We start from the raw sequence: 26,026 nt of genomic DNA on the forward strand, positions 1-26,026 counted from the left end.
GCGATCACGAGCCGGGGGCACGCATGCGAGGACACAGAACGACCACGCCACACATCGGTGTGCGGCTGCTCGCCGGAGCGGCGCTCCCGCTCGGCCTCGTCGCCTCCGCCGCCCTCGCGGTCGCGCTCGGCGTGCGGCTGCGCTCGCTGCTCCCGGTCGACCCCGCCACCGTGTCCGTCGACCGGGTCGTCGAGCTCGGCGTCGTCGGCCTCGGCCTCGCGTTCGTGGCCTGGCTGGTGTGGGGTCTCGCCGTCGCGACGCTGTGTGCGGCGGCGCGGGCCGTCGGGATCACCTGGCGCGCGGGCGAGCGCGCCGTCGCCCAGCACGCGCCGGGACTCGTCCGGCGCGCGCTCGTCGTCGCGCTCGGTGCCGGCATCGGCGTCTCCGGAGCGGTCGGGGCGCACGCGACGGCACCGGGCGACGGGCTCGACGTCGGGTGGAGCGCGACGAGCTCGGCCTCCGCGCCCGCGCCGACCCCCGCCTCGACGCAGCACGTCGCCGGGGACTCGTCGCGGACTGCCCCGGAGGAGCAGGCTGCGGACGCACCGGCCCCGGCCGGGACACCCGGTGCCGCGCCGAGCGACTCGGCGGCTGCCGGACCGGCGGACGCCCGAGGGTCGGCGGGTGTCGAGCAGGACAGGTCCGCGGCCGACAGCGCAGCACCGTCCACGGCGGACGGCCGCGGTTCTGGCGCCGGTGCAGGTCCGGGCGCAGTCACGGGTGGTGGCGCAGCCGCGGGTGCAGGCGCGGACGAGGGTGGCCTCGCCACTCGACGCAGCACGCAGGCGGCGGGGCACGCCTCGACGCCGTCGGCGACCCTGGCGACGACGCCCCCGACCGCGAGCAGCCGCAGCACCTCCCCCGCCGGCCCCGGGCCCGGCGGCGCGGCGTCCGGCCAGACCGTCGTCGTCGCGACGGGCGACAGCCTCTGGCGGATCGCGCAGCGCGCGCTCGGGCCGGACGCGTCCGACCAGGAGGTCGCCGCCGAGTGGCCGCGCTGGTACGCCGCGAACGCCGACGTCATCGGCGCCGATCCCGGCCTCCTCCTGCCCGGTCAGGTCCTCCGGGTGCCCAGCACCGGTTCGACGTCGGGCAGCACCCGATGAGCGTCCTGCTGGTCCCGTCGGCCGCACAGGCGACGGCCGACCTGCCGGACCTCGGCCACAGCGGTGCGCCCTCACGGCGCCCCGCGCACACCGAGCGGGTCCCCCGCTCCGAGGGCCGGCTCCCGTCGCCTCTCGCCACCGCGCACGCGAAGGAGCCGCACATGACGACGCTCGAGCTCAACCGGGTCGCTGGACACGCCTCGTCCGGGGTCGCCGCGCACGTGGCCTGCTCCGGGACCGACGGCTCCGCCGTCCCGACCGGGCGGCCCGGCGAGCGGGCCTCGCGTGCACCCGGCTCCACCACCGGGGAGGTCCCCTGCGGGAGCGCCCCGGCGGGCGACGCCACCCGTCCCGGCTCCGACCGGGACTCGGCCTCGGCCTCGGCCTCGGGATCAGGCTCCAGCTCCAGCTCCAGCTCCAGCTCCAGCTCGGGCTCCGGCTCCGGCTCCGGCACTGGCACTGGCACTGGCACTGGCACTGGCTCGGGCTCGGGCTCGGGCTCGGGCTACGACTCCGACTCGAGCCGCGCCGCCTCCGCCCGCCGTCCCGTCGGCGGGACGACGGCCCCCTCGCCCGCCGCGGACCGCCGCCGCGCTCCGGACGCGCGCGACCCGACACAGGCGCCTCCCTCCCGCGTCCTCCACCCCGGGCCGGTGGCCCCGGCGTCGCGCACCCTCGAGGCCCGCCTCGTCCCGACGCTCCCGCCGGCCGCGCGCCCGGCACCGAGCACGGGCCCGGGTCACACGCGCCCCCCGACGCTGGAGCAGCGACTCCTGGCGCGGCGCCGCGCGACCCTCGCGGCCGAGCGGGCCGCCCGTGCTGCCGAGCCGCCGCGCGAGACGGCCCCGATGCCGGACCCCACGCCGGTGTGCTGCGCGCTCGCGCTCGCGGCCACGGAGGCGCTGCGCGGGACCCGCTCCGTCGCGCAGCTCGCGCGGTGGGTCAGCCCGCAGGTGTTCGAGCAGCTCGCCGGCCGCACCGCGCTGACCGTGCGGGTCCTGGGCCGGACCGCCGCGACCCGGCGCCCGGAGATCCTGCGCGTCCGGGTGTGCCGCCTCGGCGAGCACATCGCGGAGGCCGCGGTCGTGGTCGACGACGGCACCCGCGTGCGGGCGATCGCGCTGCGCCTCGAGATGTGGCGCGGCGCGTGGCGAGCCGTCGCGTTCGAGATCGGCTGAGCGGAGCACCTCAGCCGCCCCCGACGAGCGCGGGACTGGACCGGGGCCGGCACGACGCCCCATGACGCTGCGGACGTCGTGCCGCGGTTCCGGAGCCGGGCGCGACCGCGCCACCGCGCCAGGATCCCCGGCGCACGACGACGGGGACCGCCAGGCACGAGCCCGGCGGTCCCCGTCGTCGTACGCGACCCGAGGGCCGCGCGGTGGATCAGCCCTGCTTGCGCTTGGCGGCCTTGCGGCGCTCCTCGCGGTTCGTCGGAGCCGCGGCGGCACCGCCACGCGCACCGTCGCCCTCGCTCGCCCCGCCCGCGGCACCCGCATCACCGTCGATCGACGGCGCCGAGTACTGCAGCGGAGCGCGGCGCTCGGGGCCGTCGATGCCCTTCGCGACCAGCTTCGGGGCGGCGGGGGCGGCTGGCGCAGCACCAGGCAGTGCACCGCCGGCGGCTGCGGCGGCCTGGGCCGCGGACTGCGCGCTGACGTCCGGGGCGCCCGAGGCACCCTCGCCGTCGGCACCGGCGACCTTGACCTCGAGGTTGAAGAGGTAGCCGACCGACTCCTCCTTGATCGCGTCCGTCATCGCGTTGAAGAGCTGGAAGCCCTCGCGCTGGTACTCGACGAGCGGGTCGCGCTGGGCCATCGCGCGCAGGCCGATGCCCTCCTTGAGGTAGTCCATCTCGTAGAGGTGCTCACGCCACTTCCGGTCGAGGACGGAGAGGATGACGCGGCGCTCGAGCTGACGCACGTTGTCCGCGCCCAGCTCGGCCTCGCGCGCGGCGTAGGCGTGCTCCGCGTCGGAGAGGACCTCGGCCTCGATGAGCTCGGCGCTCAGGCGCGTCGCCCCACCGGCCTGGTCGACGACCTCGTCGGGCGTGATCGACACCGGGTAGACGGCCTTGAGCGCGGTCCACAGCGCGTCGAGGTCCCACTCCTCCGGGCGGCCCTCGGCCGTCGCCGCGGCGACGTACGCGCTGAGCACGTCCTTGGTGAAGTGCTGGATCTGCTCCTGGAGGTCCTCGCCCTCGAGGACGCGGCGACGCTCGTCGTAGATCACGGTGCGCTGGCGCGAGAGCACGTCGTCGTACTTCAGGACGTTCTTGCGGATCTCGAAGTTGCGCGCCTCGACCTGCGACTGCGCGCTCTGGATGCCGCGCGTGACGATCTTCGACTCGAGCGGCAGGTCGTCGGGAAAGCCCGCGCGCGTCATGAGCGACTCGGCGAGACCCGAGTTGAACAGCCGCATGAGGTCGTCCTGCAGCGAGAGGTAGAACCGGGACTCGCCCGGGTCGCCCTGACGGCCCGAGCGGCCGCGCAGCTGGTTGTCGATGCGGCGGGACTCGTGGCGCTCGGTGCCCAGCACGTACAGCCCGCCGAGCTCGACGACCTCGTCGTGCTCCGCGGCGACGGCCTCGGTCGCCTTCGCGAGCGCGCCGGGCCACGCGGCCTCGTACTCCTCCGCGTTCTCGGCGGGGTCGAGCCCGCGGTCGGCGAGCTCGGCGACCGCCATGAACTCGGCGTTGCCGCCGAGCATGATGTCGGTGCCTCGGCCGGCCATGTTCGTCGCGACCGTGACGGCGCCCTTGCGGCCGGCCTGCGCGACGATCGACGCCTCACGCGCGTGCTGCTTGGCGTTGAGGACCTCGTGCGGGACGCCCTGCTTCTTGAGCTTCGCGGAGAGGAGCTCGCTCTTCTCGACGCTGACCGTGCCGACGAGCACGGGCTGGCCCTTGGCGTGGCGCTCGACGATGTCCGCGACGACCGCGTCGTACTTGCCGTCCTCGTTCTTGTAGACGAGGTCGCCCTGGTCGATGCGCTGCATCGGGCGGTTCGTGGGGATCGGGACGACGCCGAGCTTGTAGGTGCCGAGGAACTCGGCGGCCTCGGTCTCGGCGGTACCCGTCATGCCCGCGAGCTTGGCGTACAGGCGGAAGTAGTTCTGCAGCGTGATCGTGGCGAGCGTCTGGTTCTCCGCCTTGATGTTCACGCCCTCCTTGGCCTCGATGGCCTGGTGCATGCCCTCGTTGTAGCGGCGGCCCGGGAGGATGCGGCCCGTGTGCTCGTCGACGATGAGGACCTCGCCGTTGATGACGACGTAGTCCTTGTCGCGCTTGAAGAGCTCCTTGGCCTTGATCGCGTTGTTGAGGAACCCGATGAGCGGCGTGTTGAGCGACTCGTACAGGTTGTCGATGCCGAGGTAGTCCTCGACGCGCGCGATGCCGGGCTCGAGCACGCCGACGGTGCGCTTCTTCTCGTCGACCTCGTAGTCGCGCTCGACCTGCAGGCGGCGGACGACCTTGGCGAACTCCGCGTACCAGCGGTTCGTGTCGCCCGACGCGGGCCCCGAGATGATGAGCGGCGTGCGCGCCTCGTCGATGAGGATCGAGTCGACCTCGTCGACGATCGCGAAGTTGTGGCCGCGCTGCACGAGCTCCTCGGAGCTCCACGCCATGTTGTCGCGCAGGTAGTCGAAACCGAACTCGTTGTTCGTGCCGTACGTGATGTCCGCGGCGTACTGCTCGCGGCGCTGCGCGGGGGTCTGGTTCGACAGGATGACGCCGCTGGTCAGGCCGAGGAACCGGTAGACGCGGCCCATGAGCTCGGCCTGGTAGCTCGCGAGGTAGTCGTTGACCGTGACGACGTGCACGCCCTTGCCCGTGAGCGCGTTGAGGTACGCCGGGGCGGTCGCGACGAGCGTCTTGCCCTCACCGGTCTTCATCTCGGCGATGTTGCCGAGGTGCAGCGCCGCACCGCCCATGAGCTGGACGTCGAAGTGCCGCTGACCGAGGGTGCGCCGCGACGCCTCGCGGACGGCCGCGAACGCCTCCGGCAGGAGGTCGTCGAGCGACGCGCCGTCGGCCAGCCGGGCCTTGAAGCGGTCGGTCTCCTCGCGGAGCTCGGCATCGGACAGGCTCTCGAAGTCCGCCTCGAGCACGTTGACCTGCTGAGCGAGACCGGACAGCTTCTTGACGATCCGGCCTTCGCCGAAGCGCAGGACCTTCTCGAGGATCGCAGGCACGCGTGACTCCCGACGTTGACTGGCCCCGCACGCCGGCGGCATCGGGGCGAGCTCGGTGTGCCCGACCGCGCGGCCGGACCCCGACCATCGTAGGCGAGGTCAGGGTCTCGGTCGAAGAACCACCACGGCCGCCCCCAGCAGAGCCCCGCCCACGAGCCCCGGCCACCCGAGCCGGTCCCCCAGGAGCAGCGCCGCGAGCACGGCACCGGTGAGCGGCTCGAGCAGCGCGACGACCGAGGCCGTCGTCGCCGGGACCGTGCGCAGGCCAGTGAAGTACGCGCCGTACGCGAGCGCCGTCGGCACGAGCCCCAGGAACGCGAGGAGCAGCCAGCCCGCGGTTCCGGACGCTGCGGGGGGCAGCGCGAGGCCGCCGCCGAGCGTCGCGGCGACGGGGAGCAGCAGCAGGCCGCCGAGGGTGAAGGACAGCGCCGTGAGGGGCAGCGGCGCGAGGCCGGGCACCGGGCGGCCGTTGAGCAGCGTCATGGTCGCGAACGCGGCGGCCGACACGAGCGCGAGCAGCGCGCCCGCGGTCGCGCCCGGCCCGGTGGGCACGCCGACGAGCAGCACGAGGCCGGCGAGCGCGAGGCCCAGCGCGACGAGCACGCGCGCCGCGGGCCGACGCCGGCTGAGGACGACCGTCGCCGCGGCGACGAGCACCGGCGACGCGCCGAGCGCCACGAGCGTCGGGACCGAGACGGACGCGATCCCGACCGCGACGAAGTAGAACGCCTGGTAGACGGCCGCGAGCACCGCCGTCGTCGCGACGCGCACCGCGACGGCACGCGAGCGTCCGACGCCGCCCAGCCGGCCGGTGAGCGCGAGCACGACGACGAGCGCTCCTCCCCCGACGAGCAGGCGGTACGACGCGACGGCGAGCATCGGCAGGTCCGTCTCGCGCGCGAGGACCGTCCCGGCGACGCCGCCCGTGCCCCACAGGAGCGCGCCGAGCACGACGAGCGCGAAGCCGTCGAGGACCCGGCGCCGACCCGCGGCCGCGTCCGCCACGTCGGCCGCCGCCGGCACGTCGGCCTCGGCCGGCCCGTCCGCCGCCGCCGGCCCGTCGGCCTCGGCCGGCCCGTCCGCCGCCGCTGGCACGTCGGCCGCGCTCACCCCGCGAGCGCCCCGGCGAGCGGCAGCGCGAGGTCCCCGCGCAGCTCCCGGCCCTCCCCGGCAGCGTCGGGCGCACCGACCTCGATGCCGTCGAGCCCGAGCCAGCGCGCGAGCACGCGGAGCTCGGCGGCGAGCTCGCCCGGGACGTCGGCCGTCCGCCCGGTGCGCGCGCCGCGCTCGGCGGCCGCGGTCGGCGCCGGCGGTGCGGTGTGGGCGGCGTGCACGCGCAGCACCCCGGCACGCCGGTCGGCCTTGAGGTCGACGAGCGCGACGAGCCGCTCCCCGAGCAGGAAGGGCAGCACGTAGTAGCCGTGCACGCGCTTGGCCGCCGGGACGTAGATCTCGATGCGGTACCGCAGCCCGAAGAGCTCCTCGAGGCGGCGCCGCTCGAACACGAGCGGGTCGAACGGACTGAGCAGCGTGCGCCCCTCCGCCCGGCGCGGGAGCGACGCGTCGCGGTGCAGGTACACCGGCCGGTCCCACCCGTGCACGGCGACGGGGCGCAGCACCCCGGCGTCGACGAGCTCGGTGACCGCGCGGGCCACCCGGGGGCCCTTGAGCCGGAAGTAGTCGGCGAAGCAGCGCGCCGTCCCGATCCCGTGCGCGCGCGCCCCGATCTCGACGAGTGCCCGGACCGCGTCGCCGTCGGACGGCTCGGGCTGCGCCGCGACCTCGGGCGGGAGCACGCGCTCCGTGAGGTCGTAGCACCGCTCGAACTGGGCGTTCCGGCGCGCGGCGGTGACCTCCCCGGTGAAGAACAGGAACTCGAGCGCGCGCTTGGCGACGGTCCAGTTCCACCCCCACTCCGTGCGGTCGGCCGGGTGCTCGTGCTCGTACAGCGCGTGCACCTGGCTCGCGGTCATCGGGCCGGAGGCAGCGATCAGGTCGCGGATCTCGCGGACGACGTCGGCGTGCTGGAGCGGCACGTCGCGGATCGAGCCCCACGCGTACGTGAGGTAGCCGCGCCGCCGCCAGCCGAGCAGGCGGTACGTCTCGGGCGGCACGAACGACGCCTCGTGCGCCCAGGCCTCGACGAGGCGGCGCGGTGCACGCCCGGCGGCCCGGTCGAGCAGCGCGTGGTCGTACGGGCCGACGCGCGAGTACGTGGGCATGAGGTGGGCGCGCGCCAGCACGTTGACCGAGTCGATCTGCAGCAGCCCGAGCCGGTCGACGACGCCCTGCAGGTGGCGCATCGTCACGCCGCCGGGCCGGTCGACGCGGGGCCGGTCGAGGCCCTGCGCCCGCAGCGCGACGCGCCGGGCCTGGGACAGCGAGAGGACCTCGGTGGCGTGCGGCGCCGGCGGCGGTGCGTCGTCCTTGGCCGGACGCGGGACGGGGCGGGAGGTGGGCACCTGCCCATCCTGCCGCCCCGCTCCCACACTCTCCGGCGGGCTCCCCCCGCGCGCCGCTGCGTCCGTCAGCCGACGGCGGCCGAGGCCTCCACCGGCTTGGGGCTCAGGGTCGCCACCGGCGTGTCGAGCTTGATGACGCCGTAGCTCCAGCCGCGGCGCCGGTACGCGACCGAGGGCTGCGCGGTCTCGACGTCGATGAAGAGGAAGAAGTCGTGACCGACGAGCTCCATCTCGTAGAGGGCGTCGTCGATCGTCATGGGCTGCGCGGTGTGCACCTTCTCGCGGATGACCACGGGCGAGTCGCCCAGGGTCGTCTCGACGGCCTCGCCCGGCGCCGGGGCGGCGGCCGGGGGCTCGTCCGACACGACGGGCGGGCGCACGTCGACGGGGGTGAGCGGGGTGTGGTTGCGGTGGTCCTTGCGCCGGTCGCGCGATCGGCGCAGGCGCTCCTGGAGCTTGGCGATCGCGAGGTCGAGCGCGGCGTACCGGTCGTCGGCGCACGCCTCGGCACGGATCACGGGTCCCTTGTCGACGACCGTGAGCTCGACGCGCTCGGCGACGCCCGCCTGGCGGGGGTTGCGCTCGTGCGAGACCTCGACGTCGATGCGCTGGGCCTGCGGCGCGAGCTGCGCGAGCTTCGTCAGCTTCTCCTCGGCGTGCCGGCGGAACTTCTCCGGAACCTCGGTGTGACGACCTGCGACCACGATGTCCATGTGATCCTCCTGGAGGACGAGGGGGGCGGCTGACCGCCCGGTGACGTGCACGTGTGCCCCTGAGGGCCGGACGACGGGCACCACCTCCTCCTGCACCCGGCGGGGGCCGGCGGACAGGTCTCGTCCGCCTGTCGCGCTGCCTCCGGTGCTGTCGGTTCGTTCCCTCACGCTAGTCCCGCGGCGCCGGGACGACCAATCGCCTCGCTGCTCCGTCCGGGTGGTGGCGTCGCCGCGAGGGCCCACCCGGCCAGGACCGCGGCGCCCGCTCCCGAGAGCGCGTCCTCGCACGCCGCGAGCGTCGCCCCGGTGGTCAGGACGTCGTCCACGAGCAGCACCGGTGCACCCGCGACGGCACCCGCGCGGCCCCGCACGGCGACCTGTCCGGCGAGGTTGCGCCCGCGCGCACGACCCGTCAGGCCCACCTGGTCCCGGCCCCGGCCGCGCCGCCCGAGGCACGGGTGCGCCCGCGCCGCGACGCCCGCGCCGACCAGGCCGGACGCGACCGCGAGCGCGAGCCGTCCGACCAGGTCCTCGCCGCGGCGGCGGCGTGCCGCGCTCGTCGAGGGCGCGGGCACGACGAGCACGGCGGGGCGGCCGCGGGCCCCGGCGCCGGGCGGGAGCGCGTCGAGCGCGGGGCCCAGGACAGGTCCGAGGGCGGTCCCCGCGCGGGCCGCGGCGGCGGTCAGTGCCGGCGTGAGGTCGGCCCTCCCCCGGTCCTTCCACGCGACGACGAGCTCGCGCACCGGCCCGGTGTACGGGGTCGTGGCCCAGACCGGCAGCGGGCCGCGCCCGTCGAGGCGGTCGAGCCGCCCGGCCCCGTGCTCGCACCGCTCGGGCCGCGCGAGCAGCCGGGACGCGCACGGCCCGCAGAGCGCGACGTCCAGCGCCTCGCAGCCCGCGCACGCGACGGGGAGCACGAGCCCGACGAGGTCGGCCCAGCACCTCCGCAGGGTCGACGTGTCCTCGCGCTCCGGCATGCCGCGACCCTGGCGCGGACGCGCGACGCCGCGCTGCCCGCACCGCACGACCCGCGCCCGGACCGCCGTCGCCGACGGCCTGGGGGTGCGTCGGCCCGTCAGCCCGGGAAGTACGGGTCCCGCACCCCGGTCGCGACCTCGCTCCAGCTCGCGTTCACGCCGGGGAGCCAGAACAGCCGGCCGTCGGACGTCGCGACGTACAGCGAGCGCTGCCCCTTGCCGCCCGCGATCGCGACCGCGTCCTCGAGCGCCGGGAGCGCGCGCGTCTGGCCGGAGAGCGGCACGAGGTGGTACGCCGCGCTCGTCGCGACGCCCGAGCGCCCGAGCACGCCGAGCGTCGCGTCGTCGACCCACACGAGCTCGGTCGCGTCGACCAGCGTCGCCCCGGCGCCGAGCGGCTCCCCGAGCTGGAGCGGGCTGCCCGAGGCGTCCCGCACGACGCCGGCCACGTCGAGCGCGAGCCCGTCCGAGCCGGTCGAGAGCACCGCGACGCGGGCACCGTCGCGCGAGACGCGGATCGCCGTGACGCTGCGTCCCGCGAGCCACGGCGCGCTGATGTCGGCGCGCTGACCGTCGGCGCGGACCGCGACGAGCAGGCCGGCCGGCCCGGGGTACGCGGTCCACGTCCAGCTCAGCCGGTCGACGGACGGCGCGAGCAGCCCGGGCCCGCTCAGGATCGTCTCCGTCGGCGCGTCGCCGACCCCGACGCGCACGAGGTCGCCCGCGTCGGACCGCGCCACGCGGACGTTGCCGCGCTCGTTGCGCGCGAGGTCGTGCACCGCGCGCCCCCCGAGGTCGGGCGGCTCGAGCAGCGGGACGAGCTCGCCGTTCGTCAGCTGCACGACCGTGTCGCCCGAGACGACCTCGAGGACCGCGTCGGTGTCGACGCCGTGCCGGAGGTCGGTCGCGGAGGCCGTGAGCGGGACGCCGCCCGCGGTGACCTCGACCGCCCGCACCCCGGGGATCGCCAGCGACGCCTCGATCTGCGCGAGCATCCGCGCGCGCTCCGCGGCGTCCGTCAGCGCCGCCGCCTCCGTCAGGCCGACCGACGCGGTCGAGTCGCTCTCGTCGACCGGCACCGTCTCGGGCTTGAGCTCGACCCCCTCGGGGATCGCGGACCGCACCGAGTCGCGCAGCCACGGCGACGGGCCCTCGAGCAGCTCGCGGACGATCGACGTCGCGATGTTGCGCACCGGGAACCACCGCGTCTCGGGCACGAGGTCGGTGTCGTCGGGCGTGAGGAAGTAGAGGCTCGCCGAGCTGAACAGGTTCTCGAAGTTCGACTCGTCGAGCACGACCCCGTCCTCGAGGCCCGCGATGCGCCACTGGTCCGAGCTGTCCTGCACGAGGTCGAACGTGAGCGACTCCTCGGCGTCGGTCGCGGCCTCGGCGTAGCGGCCGTCGGCGTCGATGCGCGCGGCGACCGTCAGCGTCACCTGGACCTGCGACTCGTTGACGACGGTGAACGTCGGGCTGCTCGTCGTCGGGTAGACCACGACGCTCTCGCGCGGCTTCCACGCCGCGCGCGCGTCCCCGGCGAGGTACTCGCGCGCCGCCCGGAAGTCCCCGCCGCGGCGCGGGTCGCGGCTGAACCCGGCCTGGCTCGCCTTGAGGAACCCCACGACGATGCCCTGGGGGTCCGCGTCGAGGGCGGGGCGGTCGGCCAGGGGCACCACGGCCGGGCCGGCGTCGCTGACCTCGCCGTCGCCGACCTCGACCGGCCCCGACGTCGGCATCGCGACGCACGCGGACAGCACCCACAGCGCCGGGAGGACGAGCGCGAGCGCGGACGCGACGGTCCGGCGGCGTGCCGCCCCCGGTGCACGCCGGGGCACCCGCAGTGCGGGGCGGGGCGTCGGGGTCATCGCGCCTCCAGGTGGTCGTGCTTGTGCTCGTGGTCGGCGTCGTGGTGCAGGTCCGCGAGCTCGGGGAGCGCGGCCGGGTCGACGCCGTGCCGCTGCTCGCGCGGCGCCGGGTCGGCCGCGTCCTCGGGCTCGAGCGGGAGCGGCGACGAGACGAGCCGGATGCCCGCGCGCCGCGGCAGCGTGAGCCGGAAGACCGCGCCGCCGCCGGGCCGCCCCCACGCCTCGAGCCAGCCGCCGTGCAGGTGCGCGTCCTCGAGCGAGATCGCGAGGCCGAGCCCGCTGCCGCCGATGGTCCGTGCGCGCGCCGGGTCGGCCCGCCAGAACCGGTCGAAGACATGCTCCGCGACCTCGCGGGTCATCCCGACGCCGTGGTCGCGCACCGTGACCGCGACCGCCTGGGGGTCCCCGGCGAGCGTGACCTCGACCGGCGACCCCTCGGCGTGCTCGATCGCGTTGACGACGAGGTTGCGCAGGATCCGCTCGACGCGGCGGGGGTCGACGTCCGCGACCACCGGCTCGGCGGGCAGGTCGACGCTCAGCCAGGTCGCGCGCACCTCGGCGAGCTGCACGGCCTGGTCGATCACGGCGTTGACCGCGTCGCGCACGTCGCGCCGCTCCGCGTCGAGCACCGCCGCGCCGGCGTCGAACCGGCTGATCTCGAGGAGGTCGACGAGCAGGTCCTCGAAGCGGTCGAGCTGGGTCTGCAGCAGCTCCGCGGAGCGCTTCGCGGAGGGCTCGAAGTCGTGCCGGGCGCCGTGCAGCACCTCCCCGGCCATGCGGATCGTCGTCAGGGGCGTGCGCAGCTCGTGCGAGACGTCCGACACGAAGCGGCGCTGCAGCGCCCCGAGCGCCTCGAGGCGGTTGATCTGGTCCTGCAGGCTCACGGCCATCTCGTTGAACGAGCGCCCGAGCGAGGCGATCTCGTCCTGCCCGCGCACGGGCATCCGCTCGTCGAGGTGCCCGTCGGCGAGCCGCTCGGCGACCTGCGCCGCGATCCGCACGGGCCGCACGACCTGCCGCGTGACGACCCACGTCATCGAGCCCAGCAGCACCGTGAGCGCGAGCGCGCCGATCCCGAGCACCCGCTGGAGGAACTCGAGCTGCTCCTGCTCCGCTTCCAGGCTGTAGAGGAAGTACAGCTCGTGGGTCCCCACGACGGGGAGCGTCACGGTCTCGCCCACGAGGACCGCGGGCACCTCGCGCGCGGGTGCGCCGTCGCCGTCGGTGCTCCCCCGCGGCCACGCGACCGACTGCCAGCGCTGGCCCTCGCCGCTCGCGGTCGCCTCCCGGAGCTCGGGTGAGATGAGGTCGACGAGCTCGGGGTCGGTCGCGCCCGCGGTCACGAGCTGCAGGGCGGCCGCCTGGCCCTGCGCCCGCAGGAGGAACACCTCGCGCTGCTCCGAGCCGCCCGTGCTCAGGACCGTGGCGACGTCGATGAGGAGCTGCTGAACCTCGGACCCGGTCGACGCGGTCGAGCCCGTGAACGAGCTCTGCGCCTGCTGCGTCCCGCGTGCGCTCTCGCGCAGGATCTGCTCCATGCGCTGCGCGAACAGCCCGTCCTGGATGCGGTCGGACAGGTAGGCCCCCAGGCAGGCCAGCGCGACCAGGCCGATCGCGAGCGTCGTGACGACGACCCGCACCTGGAGCGACTCGCGCCACGCCCCCGCCAGCGCACGCTCGCGCCGGGTCAGCCGCAGCCGCGCGAGCCGCAGCGCCCGGCGGGCCCGGAACGCGTTCACTGCGGGGTCGTGCCCGCCTTGTAGCCGACGCCGCGCACGGTCACGACGATCTCCGGTCGCTCCGGGTCCGCCTCGATCTTCGAGCGCAGGCGCTGCACGTGGACGTTGACGAGCCGGGTGTGGGCGGCGTGCCGGTAGCCCCACACGCGCTCGAGCAGCACCTCGCGCGTGAAGACCTGCCACGGCTTGCGTGCGAGCGCGACGAGGAGGTCGAACTCGAGCGGCGTGAGGGAGATCTGCTCGCCGTCGCGCGTCACCCGGTGGCCCGTGACGTCGATCGTCAGGTCGCCGATCGCGAGGTGCTCGGGCGCGGGCTCGTCGCTGCGGCGCAGCCGCGCCCGGACCCGCGCGATGAGCTCCTTGGGCTTGAACGGCTTGGAGATGTAGTCGTCGGCCCCGGACTCGAGGCCCAGCACGACGTCGACGGTGTCGGCCTTCGCGGTGAGCATGACGATCGGGACGCCCGACTCGGACCGGATGAGGCGGCACACCTCGGTGCCGTCCTTGCCGGGCAGCATGAGGTCGAGCAGCACGAGGTCGGGCTGCGACGCACGGAACACCGCGAGCGCGTCGTCGCCGTCCGCGCAGAACACCGGTTCGAGCCCCTCGGAGCGGAGCACGATGCCGATCATCTCTGCGAGAGCGGTGTCGTCGTCGACCACCAGCACACGACCCTTCATGCGCACATGATCGCACCGCGCGCGCCACGGACGCACCGACGTCACTCGTGCGCGTCGGTGCGGGGGCGCTGCGCCACGTGCGCGCCCTGCCGTGGCACGATGAGCCGGCACGGCGCAGCACGAGCGCCGCACCGGTGCCTGCGCAGAACAGGGAGCGAGACGCGATGACGACCCCGCACGAGGACGCACCGGGACAGCCGGCACCGGGGGCTCCCGTGCCGCCGCCGCCCGTCCCGCCCACCGGGGGCAGCCCCGCGCCGGGCGCGTCCGGGTGGGGCCCCGTGCCGGGCTACGCGCAGCCGACGCCGCCGGTGCCCGTTCCGCCCGCGGGCTACCCGACCGGCCCCGTCCCGCCGTCGCCGCCGCCCGGTCAGCCGGGGTACGGCCAGCCGGGCGGGTACGGCCAGCCCGGGTACGGCCAGCCGGGCGGGTACGGGCAGCCCGGCGGGTACGGAGGTCCCGGGTACGGGGCTCCGGGCTACGGCGCCCCGCTGCCGCCCGTCGCCGCGCTCCAGCCGGGCATCGTGCCGCTGCGGCCGCTCGGGCTCGGCGAGGTGCTCGACGGCGCCTTCCGCGCGGTGCGCGCCAACCCGCGCGTCATGTTCGGCCTCACGGCCGTCGTCGTGACGGTCGTCGTCGCGCTCATGTCGGCGGTCACCTGGTACCTCACCGGCATCCTCGCGGGCGCGCTCGGCGACGTGACGAGCTCGCTCGACCCCGACGGCATGCTGGGCCTGCGCGACCAGATGGGGTCGGTGCTCGCCGCCCTGCTCACCACGCCGTTCCTCGCGCTCGCCGCGACGATCCTGACCGGCCTGCTCATCGTCTCGGTCAGCCGCTCGGTCATCGGCCAGACCGTGAGCATGGGCGAGGTCGTGCGCCTCGCGCGCGGCCGCGTCTGGTCCGTCGTCGGCTTCAGCCTGCTCGTCGGCGTGGTCTGGGTCGCCGTCCTCGCCGCCTACGGGGCCGCGATCGGGGCGCTCGCCGCGAACGAGATCTGGTGGGCCGTCGCCGTCGTCGCGCTCGTCGGCGGCCTCGCGCTGCTGGTCGCCGGCACCTGGATCACCGTGCGGACGCTCCTCGTGCCGCCCGCGCTCATGCTCGAGGGCGGCCGGTTCTGGGCGACCGTCGCACGCGGGTGGCGCCTGACCCGCGGGAGCTTCTGGCGCCTGCTGGGCATCTACGTGCTGGTCAACGTCATCGTGCAGATCGTCAGCCAGACGATCGCGGTGCCCGCCGTCACGGCCGCGATGGTCCCGTTCGACGACCCGATGATGACGTCGTTCGGGTCGATCGCGGTCAGCTCGGTCGCGCAGATCATCGCGCTCACGCTGACCACGGTGTTCTCGGCGGCCGTCGTCGCGCTGCTGTACATCGACGTGCGGATGCGCCGGGAGGGCCTCGACGTCGAGCTCGCCCGCGCGGCCGACGAGCGGGTCGCGTGACGCTGCTCGCCCTCGCGCACGCGCACGCCGGCGCCCTGGTCACGGGGCGGGCGGGCGACGTCCCGGTCGAGCCCGGCGCGGACGAGGCGCGACGCTGGGTCGAGCGTGAGCTGCTCGAGCCCGTGTACGACGACAGCCCGAGCCTGCTCGAGCGGATCCTCGACTGGGTCAGCAGCCTGTTCGACGACGTCCCCGCGCTCGGCCTCGACGGGCGGACCGCCGCGCTCGTCATCGTCGTGCTGCTCGCGGTGGTCGCCGCCGTCGTGCTGTACGTCGCCGGCCCCGTGCGTCGCGCCCGTCGGTCGGGCGGGGGCGGGATCGTGCTCGGCGGCGACGACACGCGCACGGCCGCGCAGCTCCGCGCCGCCGCCGACGCCGCCGCGTCCCGCGGTGACTGGCACGAGGCGGTCGCCGAGCGCTTTCGTGCGGTCGTGCGGTCGCTCGAGGAGCGCACGGTGCTCGACGAGCGGCCGGGCCGCACCGCGCACGAGGCCGTCGAGGCCGCGGCGTACCGCCTGCCCCGGTCCGCGCCCGCGCTCCGCGATGCCGGGCGCCTGTTCGACGACGTCGTCTACGGCGACCAGCCGGCCGGCCCGTCCGACGACGCGCGGCTGCGCGAGGTCGACGCGGCGGTCGCGGCCGAGCGGCCCCTCGGCACGCCCGCCGACGACGCCGCCACGGACCGGGAGCACGCGCTCGCTGCGGCCGGCGACGGCGGGACCGGCGCCGACGAGACGCCCGGCGGGGGGACCCGATGAGCACCCCCGCACCCGTCTCGGCGCCCGGTGGCGCGCCCGCCCCGCTCACCGCGCCGGAGGCGGCCGGCACGTCGGCCGGCGCGGCACCCGGGCCCGGCCCCGCGCCGGTGACGGTCACGGGCGACGGCTCGACCGCACGCTCGCGCGCCGGCTCCCGGTGGCGCCGGTGGCGCTTCCCGCTCGCGGTGCTGTCGCTGCTCGTGCTCGTCGGGCTGCTCGCCGCGCTCCCCGAGCCGCGCACGTCCACGGTGGCCCTCGCTCCCGACAACGCCGCGCCCGAGGGCGCACGGGCCGTCGCGCAGGTCCTCGGCGACCAGGGCGTCGAGGTCACGTACGTGCGCCGGACCTCCGAGGCCGTCGCGGCCGCCGACGCGGGCACCACGCTCCTCGTCACCGGCGACGCGCTGCTCGGGCTGTCCCAGATGGAGGACCTCGCCGCGACCGGCGCCGACCTCGTCCTGCTCGACCCGACCGCGCTGCTCGACGAGGTCACGACGGCCGCGACGCGCAGCTGGTCGGGCCCGGACGACACCGCGCCGACGACCCGGACTGCCCGGTGCGAGGACCCGACCGCGGCCGCGGCGGAGACGTTCCGGTCCGGGGGTCCCGGGTTCACCGTCCTGGCGCCCGGGGCCGTGACGTGCTTCCCGACGTCGACCGACGACGAGGGCTCGGGGGCGTACCTCGTCGTCGAGGGCGAGCGCCGGGTCACCGCCTTCGCCGACACCCGGTTCCTGCGCAACGACACCGTCGCCGACGAGGGGCACGCCGCCCTCGCGCTGCGGGCGCTGGGCCGCCACGAGCAGCTCACCTGGTACGTGCCGTCGCTCGACGACTTCGGGGACGAGGCCACGCCTGCCGGGCCCGGGATCGGCGACCTGCTGCCGCCCGTCGCCGAGGTGCTCGCGCTCCAGCTGCTCGTGGTCGTCGGCGTCGCTGCGCTGTGGCGCGGGCGGCGGCTGGGCCGGGTCGTCACCGAGCCGCTCCCCGTGACCGTGCGCGCGGCGGAGACGACGCGCGGACGCGGACGCCTGTACCGTCGGGCACGCTCGTACGGGCACGCCGCCGCCGCGCTGCGGGCCGGGACCGCCGCCCGCTGTGCGCAGCGGCTGGGCCTGCCCCGGTCGGCCGGTGCGCACGCCGTGATCGACGCGCTCGCGCAGGCCACCCGCCGGCCGGCCGACGAGGTCGCGGGCCTGCTGTACGGACCACCCCCGAAGGACGACGCCGGGCTGGCGCAGCTGGCCCGCAGGCTCGACGAGCTGGAGAGCGAGGTTCACCGATCGTGACCGAGGCACACCCCACCGAGCCGCGGCAGGCCGCGGACGGGCCGTACGGCGCGCAGCCGCAGACGCCGCTCGACCGGCCCGCCGACGCCGCACCGCAGCCGGCCCCGGGCGAGCACGCGGCCCCGGCGCCGGCGGCGCCGCCCGCTCCCGCCCCGGCTCCGCAGCCGCAGCCGCAGCCGCAGCACGCTGCCCCGCCCGCTGCGCAGCCGCAGCACGCTCCGCAGCCGCAGCACGCCGCCGCGCCGGCCCCGCAGCCGCAGCACGCCGCCGCCCCCGCCGCACAGCAGCACGTCGCCGCACCGGCGCAGCACGCCCCGGACCTGGTCAAGCAGCCGCAGCCCCAGCACGCCCCGCCCGCGCCGGCCGCCCCGACCGGGCCGTCCCTCGAGCTGCGCTCGGCCCTCGCGGCCGTCCGCACCGAGGTCGCGAAGGCCGTCGTCGGGCAGGACGCCGCCGTGACGGGGCTGCTCATCGCGCTGCTGTGCCGCGGCCACGTGCTGCTCGAGGGCGTGCCGGGTGTCGCGAAGACGCTGCTCGTGCGGACGCTCTCCGCCGCGCTCGACCTCGACACCAAGCGGGTGCAGTTCACGCCCGACCTCATGCCCGGCGACGTCACGGGCTCGCTCGTGTACGACGCGCGCACCGCGGAGTTCTCCTTCCGCCAGGGGCCGGTCTTCACGAACCTGCTGCTCGCCGACGAGATCAACCGCACGCCCCCGAAGACCCAGGCGTCGCTGCTCGAGGCCATGGAGGAGCGTCAGGTCTCGGTGGACGGCACCCCGCGCCGCCTGCCCGACCCGTTCCTGGTCATCGCGACGCAGAACCCGGTCGAGTACGAGGGCACGTACCAGCTGCCCGAGGCCCAGCTCGACCGGTTCCTGCTCAAGCTGACGCTGCCCCTGCCGGAGCGCGACCAGGAGATCGAGGTCCTCCAGCGGCACGCCGCGGGCTTCGACCCGCGCGACCTCGCCGGTGCGGGCGTGCGGCCCGTCGCGGGCGTCGCGGTGCTCGGCCGGGCGCGCGACGAGGTCGCCCGGGTGCAGGTCTCGCGCGAGGTGCTCGGGTACGCCGTCGACGTGTGCCGGGCCACGCGGCAGTCGCCGTCGCTCGCGCTCGGGGTCTCCCCGCGTGGTGCGACCGCGCTGCTCGCGACCTCGCGCGCCTGGGCGTGGCTGTCCGGTCGCGGGTACGTGACGCCGGACGACGTCAAGGCGCTCGCCCACCCGACCCTGCGGCACCGCGTGCAGCTGCGCGCCGAGGCCGAGCTCGAGGGCGTCACGACGGAGAGCGTGCTCGACACCGTGCTGGCCGCCGTCCCCGTCCCCCGCTGAGCCGGCCGCGTGGCGATCACCTGGCGGGCCGTCGCGCTCACGGCGCTCGGCGTCGTGGCGGTCCTCGTCGTGCCCGCGCCCGGCACGGTGCTGCTGTGGACGCTCGTGGTCGCGCTCGCGTGCGCGGTCGACGCGGGGCTGGCGGCCTCGCCGCGGCTCGTCGCGGTGCAGCGCAGCGTGCCCGCGTCGGTGCGGCTCACCGAGGAGGCCCGCTCGGTGCTCACGGTCCGCAACGTCGGGACGCGGCGGCTGCGGGCGACGGTCCGGGACGCGTGGCAGCCCTCGGCGGGCGCGCGCGACAACCGGCACGCGGTCGACGCCCCGCCCGGCGACGGCCGACGCCTCACGACGACGCTCGTCCCCACGCGGCGCGGTGACCGGCACGCCGACCGCGTGACGATCCGCACGCTCGGGCCGCTCGGCCTCGCCGGCCGCCAGGCGTCGCTCGACGTGCCCGGCGTCCTGCGCGTCCTGCCCGAGTTCGCCTCGCGGCGGCACCTGCCGAGCCGCCTGGCGCGCCTGCGCGAGCTCGACGGGCGCGCGGCCGTGCAGGTCCGCGGGCAGGGCACCGAGTTCGACTCGCTGCGCGAGTACGTGATCGGCGACGACGTCCGGTCGATCGACTGGCGTGCGACAGCCCGGCGCGCGGACGTCGTCGTCCGCACGTGGCGACCCGAGCGGGACCGGCGGATCCTCGTCGTGCTGGACACGTCGCGGACCTCGGCGGCGCGCACGCTCGACGCCCCGCGCCTCGACGCGTCGATCGAGGCGGCGCTGCTCCTCGCGGCCCTCGCGTCGAAGGCCGGCGACCACGTCGAGCTCGTCGCCTACGACCGCAAGGTCCGCGCACGCGTGGCCGGCGCGAGCGGGGCCCGGCTCATGCCGGCGATCGCCGACGCCCTGGCCCGCGTCGAGCCGGCGCTCGTCGAGACCGACTGGCCGGGGGTCGTGGGGCTCGTGCGCGAGCGCCTGACCCAGCGCTCGCTGCTCGTGCTGCTCTCGGCGCTCGAGCCCGCGGCGGTCGAGCAGGGGCTGCTCGGGGTCGTCGGGAGCCTCGCCGAGCGGCACCAGGTCGTGCTCGCCTCGGTGCGCGACCCCGAGGTCGAGGAGCTGCGGACGGGACGTGCGGACGTCGCCGCGGTGTTCGACGCCGCCGCCGCCGAGCGCGTCGAGCTCGAGCGGACCGCGGTCTCGGCCCGGCTGCGCCGGAGCGGCATCGAGGTCGTCGACGCGCTGCCCGAGGACCTCGCACCGCGGCTCGCCGACACCTACATCGCGCTCAAGGCCGCCGGGCGGCTCTGACCGCACGGCTCGGACCGCGCGGGGCGGCGTGCGCTCCGGGAGGAGCTGCAGCACCGGGACGCCGCGCCGTCGGTGCCCCGGTGTCGGGAGCGCCCGCTAGCGTCGCTGCGTGGCCACCCGACGCACGCCCCGCACCGCCGACGCACCGAGCGCGCCGCTGCTCACGCGCGCGGCCCTCAACCGGGCGCTGCTCGCCCGCCAGCACCTCCTCGCCCGCGCGACGGTGCCCGTCGGCGCGATGGTCGACCACCTCGTCGGCCTGCAGGCGCAGCTCCCCCGCTCGCCGTACACGGCCCTGTGGTCGCGGCTGACCGGCTTCCGCCACGCCGAGCTGTCCGAGGCCCTGCTGGACCGCCGGGTCGCGCGCATCGCGGTGATGCGCGGCACGATCCACCTGGTGACGGCCGACGACGCGCTCGTCCTGCCCGGCCTCACGGCGCCGCTGTACGAGCGCGACCTGCGCCAGAACGTCCTGCACGGCGCCGCCCTGCGGACCCTGGACCTCGCGGAGCTCACCGAGGCCGCACGGGGCCTCGTCGAGGCCGAGCCGCGCGTCTCGACGGAGCTGGGCAGCCTCCTCGCGGAGCGCTGGCCGGACGTCGCCCCCGGGTCCCTCGCATACGGCGCGCGCGGCACGCTGCCGCTCGTCCAGGTGACGCCGCGCGGCGTGTGGGGCCGGTCGGGGGCGACGACGTGGACGACGACCCGGGCCTGGTTCGGCGCCGAGCGCGCCGCGGGCGCCCCGGACCTCACGGACCCCGACGTGCGTGCGGCCGAGCTCGAGCGGCTCGTCCTGCGCTACCTCGCGGCGTTCGGCCCGGCGAGCGTGGCGGACGTGCAGACCTGGTCGGGGCTCGGGGGTCTCGCGTCGGTCGTCGACGGCCTGCGCGAGCGGCTCGTGACGTTCCGCGCCGAGCCGGGGCCGGGGTCGGCGTCGGGCCGCGCGCTGGTCGACCTGCCGGACGCGCCGCGTCCCGACGCCGAGGTGCCCGCGCCGGTCCTGTTCCTGGCGGACTTCGACAACCTGACGCTCTCGCACGCCGACCGGACCCGGGTCGTCTCGGAGGAGCACCGCCGGGCGCTCGCGACGAAGAACGGGATGGCCCCCGGGACGGTGCTCGTCGACGGGAGGGTCGCCGGCACGTGGACCGTCGCGCGCGAGCGGCTCGACCCCGGCGGGGTGCGCGCGCGGCGCGAGCTGGCGACCCTGACGGTGCGCACGTTCGAGCCGGTCGACCCCGCGACGCGCACCGAGCTGCTCGCGGAGGCCGAGGGGCTCGTCCGCTTCGTCGCGGACGACGCCGCGGAGCACCGGGCCGTCCTCGCCTGACGAGCACGCTCGTCGGGGCGCTGGGGCGGGGTGTCGCCGTCAGGTCCGGCCGGTTCAGCGGCATGTCCCCGCCAGGTCCGGGCGGTTCGGCGACGTGTCGCCGTCGGGTCCGGGACGCTGCGGCGCGGAGCGGCCGTCAGTCGGCGACGGCGACCGCGTAGCCCGCCTCGTCGGCGGTCAGGTCGCCGGTCTCGTGGTCCGCGACCGCGCGCCGGCCGAGCGTGTAGACGTAGACCCAGAACGCCGCGAGCACGACCGCGCCGATGACGATCTTGAGCCACCACGGCAGCCCCGAGCCCGTCACGAAGCCCTCGACGAGGCCCGAGACCGCGAGCACGCCCACGAGCCCGAGCGCGACCGTGAACAGCGCCCGCCCCTCCTCCGCGAGGGCGCGCGTGCGCGTGCGCGGACCGGGATCGACCCAGGTCCAGAAGAGCCGCAGCCCGGCGGCCCCGGCGACGAAGATCGCGGTCAGCTCCATGAGCCCGTGCGGGGCGATGAGCTGGAGGAACACGTCGAGGCTCCCGTGCTCGGCCATCATGCCGCCGGTCGCCCCGACCATGACCGCGTTGTTGACGAGGATGTAGGCGGGCAGGATCCCGGTGATCCCGACGGCGACGACCTGCGCCGCGAGCCACGCGTTGTTGGTCCACACCATCCCCGCGAAGCCCACGCCGGGGTCGTAGTACGACGCGAACGCGTTCTCGACGTACTCGGTGCGCTCGCTCGGCGTGCCCATCGCGGCGAGCGCGTCGGGCTGCGTCGCGACCCACACCCCGGCCGCCACGGCCAGGAGCAGGCACGCGAGCGTCACGGCGTGCGTCCACCAGCGGATGCGGTACAGCGCGGCGGGCAACGACACCACGAGGAACCGCGCCGCGTCGCGCCACGCGGGCTCGTGCGCGCCCGCGATGACCGAGCGCGAGCGGGCGAGCAGCTGGGACAGACGGGTGACGACCTCGGGGTCCGGCGCGCTCGACCGGACGGACGACAGGTCCGTCGCGACGGCCTGGTAGAGCCGGACGATCTCGTCGGCCTCGGCGCCCGTGAGGCGACGGCGGCGCGTCAGCTCGTCGAGGCGCGCCCAGGACGGGCTGCGCACCGCGGTGAAGGCGTCGAGGTCCACGCCCGCTACCCTGCCACAGGATGTGGACGGCTCGAGGAGGGGACGCGGGATGAGCGACGGCATCGTCACGGGCGAGGGCGTGCTGCTCGACGCGCGGCCCACGTCGTTCGCGTCGCGCGTCCTGGCGTCGATCGTCGACGTCGCGGCGATCGGTGTCGCGGCGTTCCTCGTGCTCGTGATCGTCGGTCAGACGTCCTTCACGCCGAGCGAGGCGTTCGTGCGCATCGCGCTGATCACCACCCTCGCGACGGTCACGGTCATCATCCCCACGACGGTCGAGACGCTGACCCGTGGCCGGTCGCTCGGCAAGCTCGTCGCGGGCATCCGCATCGTGCGCGACGACGGCGGCCCGGTGCGGTTCCGGCAGGCGCTCGTCCGGGCGCTCGTGGGGTTCGTCGAGCTGTGGTCCTCGGCCGGGTCGATCGCGCTGATCTGCTCGATCGTCCACCCGCAGGGCAAGCGCGTCGGCGACCTGCTCGCCGGGACGTACGCGGTGCGGGTGCGCGGCAAGGCCCCGGCGCGCACCGCGGTCCCGATGCCGCCGCAGCTCGCGGCGTGGGCGAACGCGGCGGACGTGCGGCGCCTGCCCGACGGTCTCGCGCTCTCGGTCCGGCAGTTCCTCGCGCGCACCGGCACGCTGCACCCGGCCTCCCGCGTGCAGCTCGGCACGCAGCTCGCGGCCGAGGTCGGCCGGTACGTCGCCCCGCTCCCGCCGGTGGGCACCCACCCGGAGTACTTCCTCGCCGCGGTGCTCGCCGAGCGGCGTGAGCGCGAGCACGCGGTCGGCCGGCGCACGGCGCAGCGGGCGGCGGACGAGAGCGCGCTGCTGGCCCGCCTGCCGCACGGGGTCCCGGACCCGGTCGACTGACCACGGTCGCCGCGTGAAGCGGCGCTCCGGACGGACAGCCCCGCCGGCGCTCAGCGCCCGGTGACCGAGAAGTGCTGGTAGTCGATCGGCGAGCTCCAGTCCCCGCCCCACCTCCACCCCGCCGCGGCGAACGCCGTGACGACGACGTCCCCCGCGTGCACGACCCCGGGCAGGTCCGGGCGGTCCGCGTACGGGCGGCCCTCGGGCGGCAGCACGAGGGTCCCGCGCACGTAGGGGTTCTCGCGCGGGTTGAGGTCGAGCGCACGGCCGTAGGCGTGCTCGGACCAGCCGGTGCCGCGCGTGATCGCCCGGCAGTTGAACGCCGAGGTGTTGTCCGCGGCCATCGACGCGTCGTCGCTGCCCCCGAAGTCGTCGACGAGGCGCATCGAGCGGATCGGGTAGCCGGCGTCGAACAGCGTGCGGAAGACCTCGACGACGCCGTCCGCGACGTCGGAGTGCACCACGAGCTCTCCGGTGACCACGCCGCCGTCGAAGTCGTGGTGCGTGAGCGTGAGGTAGCGCAGGTCCTCGAGCGGGACGGGGCAGCCGGGGCGCCACGACGGTGCCATGCGCGCCGCGAGCTCGGGGCCGACCGGGCTGATCGTCGCGGCGAACTGCGGGGCGGGCGGCTCCGGCGGGGCCGCGGGCGTCGGCTCGGGAGGCGGCGTCGGGGTAGGGGCGGGGGGCGTCGGTGTGGGGGTCGGGGTCGGTGCGGGGGTCGCGGTCGACGGGCTCACGCTGGTCGCCGCGGCCCCCGCCGCGCCGTCGCTCACGTCGGCGGACGCACCTCCGGCCGGACCCGTGCACCCGGCGAGCACCAGCGCGAGCACGGCCGGCGCGAGACGGCGCACAGGGAGCGCGCGCGCCGCGGGCCAGCGCTGGGCACCACGGGTGCGCATCGCTGCGGGCCGGCGCCGGCCACCAGGGGTGCGCAGCGCCGCGGACCAGCGCCGGGCACCGCGGACGCGCCCGGCGGCCGCGCCGGAGCCGGCTCGCGCGTCGTCGTCCCGCCCTGCCCCCATGGGCCGATCGTGCCGGATCGTCCGGCCGGTGCCCAGCCCCGGCAACGCGCCCGCCGCCCGCGGACGGACCCGCGCGTGCGCCGGGGGACAATCTCCGGGTGACCGCCACCCTCGTCGCCCGCGGCCTCGCCGCCGCGCACGCCGACCGCACGCTGTTCTCCGGCCTCGACCTCGTCGTCTCCCCCGGCGACGTGCTGGGCCTCGTCGGCGCGAACGGCGCCGGGAAGTCCACGCTCCTGCGGCTGCTCGCGGGCGTCGCGACGCCCGACGCCGGGTCGGTGACGCTGTCGCCCGCGCACGCGCTCGTCGGCTGGCTCCCGCAGGAGCCCGAGCGGCGCGTCGGCGAGTCGGTCGCGGCCCACCTCGCGCGGCGCACCGGGGTCACGGCCGCCCAGGAGGCGCTCGACGCCGGCGCCCAGGCGCTCGCCGACGAGCTCCCGGGCGCGGACGACGCGTACGCGGTCGCGTTCGACCGGTGGATGGCGGTCGGTGCCGCGGACCTCGACGAGCGCACCGGGCAGGTGCTCGCCGACCTGGGGCTCACGGTCGACCCCGAGCACCCGATGACGGGCCTCTCGGGCGGGCAGGCCGCACGCGTCGGCCTCGCCGCGCTCCTGCTCTCGCGGTTCGACGTCCTGCTGCTCGACGAGCCGACGAACGACCTCGACCTGGACGGGCTCGCGCGGCTCGAGACGTTCGTCCGGTCGCAGCGTGCGGGCGTCGTCGTCGTGAGCCACGACCGGGAGTTCCTCGCGCGCTGCGTGACGGGCGTCGTCGAGCTCGACCTCGCGCAGCAGCAGGTCGCGGTCTACGGCGGCGGCTACGACGCGTACCTCGAGGAGCGGGCCACGGCGCGCCGGCACGCCCGCGAGGCGTACGAGCAGTACGCGGACCGCCGGTCGTCGCTCGAGGAGCGCGGTCGGATGCAGCGCGGCTGGATGGAGAAGGGGGTCCGCAACGCGATCCGGAAGTCGAGCGACCCCGACAAGCACATCAAGCACCACCACCGCGAGGGCTCGGAGAAGCAGGCGGCGAAGGCCCGGCAGACCGACCGCATGATCGAGCGCCTCGAGGAGGTCGCCGAGCCGCGCAAGGAGTGGGAGCTGCGCTACGAGATCGCCGCCGCGCCCCGTGGGTCGAGCGTGGCCGCCGTGCTGCGCGGTGCGGTCGTCGAGCTCGGCGCGTCGGAGCGCGGCCCCGGCTTCGTGCTCGGGCCGGTGGACGTGCAGGTCGACGCGGGCGACCGCATCGCGGTGACGGGGGCGAACGGCGCCGGCAAGACGACGCTGCTGGGTGCCCTGCTCGGCCGCGCCCCGCTCGCGGCCGGCTCGTCGTCGCTCGGGGCGAGCGTCGCGGTCGGTGAGGTCGACCAGGCCCGTGCCGCGCTCGGCGGGGACGACCCGGCGGCGGCGCCGCTCCCCCTCGTCGAGGCCTTCGCGCGGGAGGTGCCCGACTGGCCCGACGCCGAGGTGCGGACCCTGCTCGCGAAGTTCGGGCTGCGCGCCGCGCACGTGACCCGGCCCGTCGGGAGCCTGTCCCCTGGCGAGCGCACGCGTGCGGCGCTCGCGCTGCTGCAGGCCCGCGGGGTCAACCTGCTCGTGCTCGACGAGCCGACGAACCACCTCGACCTGCCCGCGATCGAGCAGCTCGAGGACGCGCTCGAGTCGTACACCGGCACGCTGCTGCTCGTCACGCACGACCGCCGCATGCTCGACGCGGTGCGGGTCACGCGCCGCTGGCACGTCGCCGAGGGGCGGCTCACGGAGTCCTGACGCCGGGGAGCTCGACGGCACGGCCCCGCACCGCGGCGGCGGCCCTG

The 26,026-nt window shown here is 76.4% G+C and carries 20 protein-coding genes; 10 read left to right on the plus strand and 10 right to left on the minus strand.

All coding sequences use genetic code 11. The features are described 5' to 3' along the window. The first annotated feature begins 23 nt into the window (after positions 1-23). Both CCE01nite_RS12805 and CCE01nite_RS12810 read left to right on the plus strand, forming a co-directional pair. A complete protein-coding gene (locus tag CCE01nite_RS12805) occupies positions 24-1,106 on the plus strand; it encodes a LysM peptidoglycan-binding domain-containing protein (RefSeq protein ID WP_141372472.1) in 1,083 nt (360 codons plus the stop codon). Positions 1,107-1,759: 653 nt separating this feature from the next. Then, positions 1,760-2,284 carry an Rv3235 family protein gene (locus CCE01nite_RS12810; RefSeq protein WP_141372474.1) on the plus strand — a complete coding sequence of 175 codons (525 nt, stop codon included), beginning with the start codon at positions 1,760-1,762 and terminating at the stop codon, positions 2,282-2,284. A gap of 208 nt (positions 2,285-2,492) precedes the next feature. Here the strand turns inward: CCE01nite_RS12810 and secA are convergent, their stop codons facing one another. From secA to mtrA, 8 genes are all read right to left on the minus strand, one after another. Then, positions 2,493-5,300 (minus strand): preprotein translocase subunit SecA, encoded by a 2,808-nt coding sequence (gene secA, locus CCE01nite_RS12815; protein ID WP_141372476.1) that lies wholly within the window; start codon positions 5,298-5,300, stop codon positions 2,493-2,495. 99 nt (positions 5,301-5,399) lie between these two features. Then, positions 5,400-6,410: a DMT family transporter gene (locus CCE01nite_RS12820; protein WP_218026476.1), complete on the minus strand. Its 1,011-nt coding sequence runs from the start codon at positions 6,408-6,410 to the stop codon at positions 5,400-5,402. Then, positions 6,407-7,762, minus strand: a complete 1,356-nt coding sequence (locus CCE01nite_RS12825; protein ID WP_371861042.1) for a winged helix-turn-helix domain-containing protein — start codon at positions 7,760-7,762, stop codon at positions 6,407-6,409. Before CCE01nite_RS12825 ends, CCE01nite_RS12820 begins: the two co-directional genes overlap by 4 nt. A 65-nt stretch (positions 7,763-7,827) precedes the next feature. Continuing rightward, positions 7,828-8,475: a ribosome hibernation-promoting factor, HPF/YfiA family gene (hpf, locus tag CCE01nite_RS12830; protein WP_141372478.1), complete on the minus strand. Its 648-nt coding sequence runs from the start codon at positions 8,473-8,475 to the stop codon at positions 7,828-7,830. A 164-nt stretch (positions 8,476-8,639) separates the two neighbouring features. Further along, entirely contained in the window at positions 8,640-9,452 is an 813-nt protein-coding gene (locus CCE01nite_RS12835; RefSeq protein WP_141372480.1) for a ComF family protein, read from the minus strand. Positions 9,453-9,550: 98 nt separating this feature from the next. Continuing rightward, complete coding sequence (locus tag CCE01nite_RS12840) at positions 9,551-11,317, minus strand: LpqB family beta-propeller domain-containing protein (protein WP_141372482.1); 1,767 nt, start codon at positions 11,315-11,317, stop codon at positions 9,551-9,553. Then, positions 11,314-13,056, minus strand: a complete 1,743-nt coding sequence (gene mtrB, locus CCE01nite_RS12845) for an MtrAB system histidine kinase MtrB (RefSeq protein WP_246056519.1) — start codon at positions 13,054-13,056, stop codon at positions 11,314-11,316. The genes CCE01nite_RS12840 and mtrB overlap by 4 nt, the downstream gene beginning before the upstream one ends. Next, positions 13,053-13,736: an MtrAB system response regulator MtrA gene (gene mtrA, locus CCE01nite_RS12850; protein WP_141372484.1), complete on the minus strand. Its 684-nt coding sequence runs from the start codon at positions 13,734-13,736 to the stop codon at positions 13,053-13,055. Before mtrA ends, mtrB begins: the two co-directional genes overlap by 4 nt. A gap of 164 nt (positions 13,737-13,900) precedes the next feature. Between mtrA and CCE01nite_RS12855 the strand changes: the two genes are divergently transcribed. From CCE01nite_RS12855 to CCE01nite_RS12885, 6 genes are all read left to right on the plus strand, one after another. Then, positions 13,901-15,181 (plus strand): DUF7847 domain-containing protein, encoded by a 1,281-nt coding sequence (locus tag CCE01nite_RS12855; RefSeq protein WP_141372486.1) that lies wholly within the window; start codon positions 13,901-13,903, stop codon positions 15,179-15,181. Then, a complete protein-coding gene (locus tag CCE01nite_RS12860) occupies positions 15,178-15,939 on the plus strand; it encodes a DUF4129 domain-containing protein (RefSeq protein WP_174774696.1) in 762 nt (253 codons plus the stop codon). The genes CCE01nite_RS12855 and CCE01nite_RS12860 overlap by 4 nt, the downstream gene beginning before the upstream one ends. Further along, positions 15,936-17,228, plus strand: coding sequence for a DUF4350 domain-containing protein (locus CCE01nite_RS12870; protein WP_141372488.1), 1,293 nt, complete (start codon positions 15,936-15,938; stop codon positions 17,226-17,228). The genes CCE01nite_RS12860 and CCE01nite_RS12870 overlap by 4 nt, the downstream gene beginning before the upstream one ends. A 320-nt stretch (positions 17,229-17,548) precedes the next feature. Further along, positions 17,549-18,559, plus strand: a complete 1,011-nt coding sequence (locus CCE01nite_RS12875) for an AAA family ATPase (RefSeq protein WP_141372528.1) — start codon at positions 17,549-17,551, stop codon at positions 18,557-18,559. 9 nt (positions 18,560-18,568) lie between these two features. Then, a complete protein-coding gene (locus tag CCE01nite_RS12880; RefSeq protein WP_141372490.1) occupies positions 18,569-19,861 on the plus strand; it encodes a DUF58 domain-containing protein in 1,293 nt (430 codons plus the stop codon). Positions 19,862-19,970: 109 nt separating this feature from the next. After that, the gene (locus CCE01nite_RS12885; RefSeq protein WP_246056521.1) at positions 19,971-21,191 is read left to right on the plus strand and encodes a winged helix DNA-binding domain-containing protein; all 1,221 of its coding nucleotides are present in this window, start codon (positions 19,971-19,973) and stop codon (positions 21,189-21,191) included. Between the two features lie 136 nt (positions 21,192-21,327). On the opposite strand, the gene CCE01nite_RS12890 is transcribed toward CCE01nite_RS12885, so the two are convergent. Continuing rightward, the gene (locus CCE01nite_RS12890) at positions 21,328-22,317 is read right to left on the minus strand and encodes a stage II sporulation protein M (protein WP_141372492.1); all 990 of its coding nucleotides are present in this window, start codon (positions 22,315-22,317) and stop codon (positions 21,328-21,330) included. Between the two features lie 49 nt (positions 22,318-22,366). On the opposite strand from CCE01nite_RS12890, the gene CCE01nite_RS12895 reads away from it, so the two are divergent. Further along, positions 22,367-23,185 (plus strand): RDD family protein, encoded by an 819-nt coding sequence (locus CCE01nite_RS12895; protein WP_141372494.1) that lies wholly within the window; start codon positions 22,367-22,369, stop codon positions 23,183-23,185. Between the two features lie 50 nt (positions 23,186-23,235). On the opposite strand, the gene CCE01nite_RS12900 is transcribed toward CCE01nite_RS12895, so the two are convergent. Beyond that, positions 23,236-24,207 (minus strand): M15 family metallopeptidase, encoded by a 972-nt coding sequence (locus tag CCE01nite_RS12900; protein ID WP_246056523.1) that lies wholly within the window; start codon positions 24,205-24,207, stop codon positions 23,236-23,238. Positions 24,208-24,305: 98 nt separating this feature from the next. On the opposite strand from CCE01nite_RS12900, the gene CCE01nite_RS12905 reads away from it, so the two are divergent. Next, positions 24,306-25,979, plus strand: coding sequence for an ABC-F family ATP-binding cassette domain-containing protein (locus CCE01nite_RS12905; protein WP_141372496.1), 1,674 nt, complete (start codon positions 24,306-24,308; stop codon positions 25,977-25,979). The last annotated feature ends 47 nt before the right edge of the window (positions 25,980-26,026 follow it).

The organism is Cellulomonas cellasea (assembly GCF_006538745.1).
GTDB lineage: Bacteria > Actinomycetota > Actinomycetes > Actinomycetales > Cellulomonadaceae > Cellulomonas_A > Cellulomonas_A cellasea.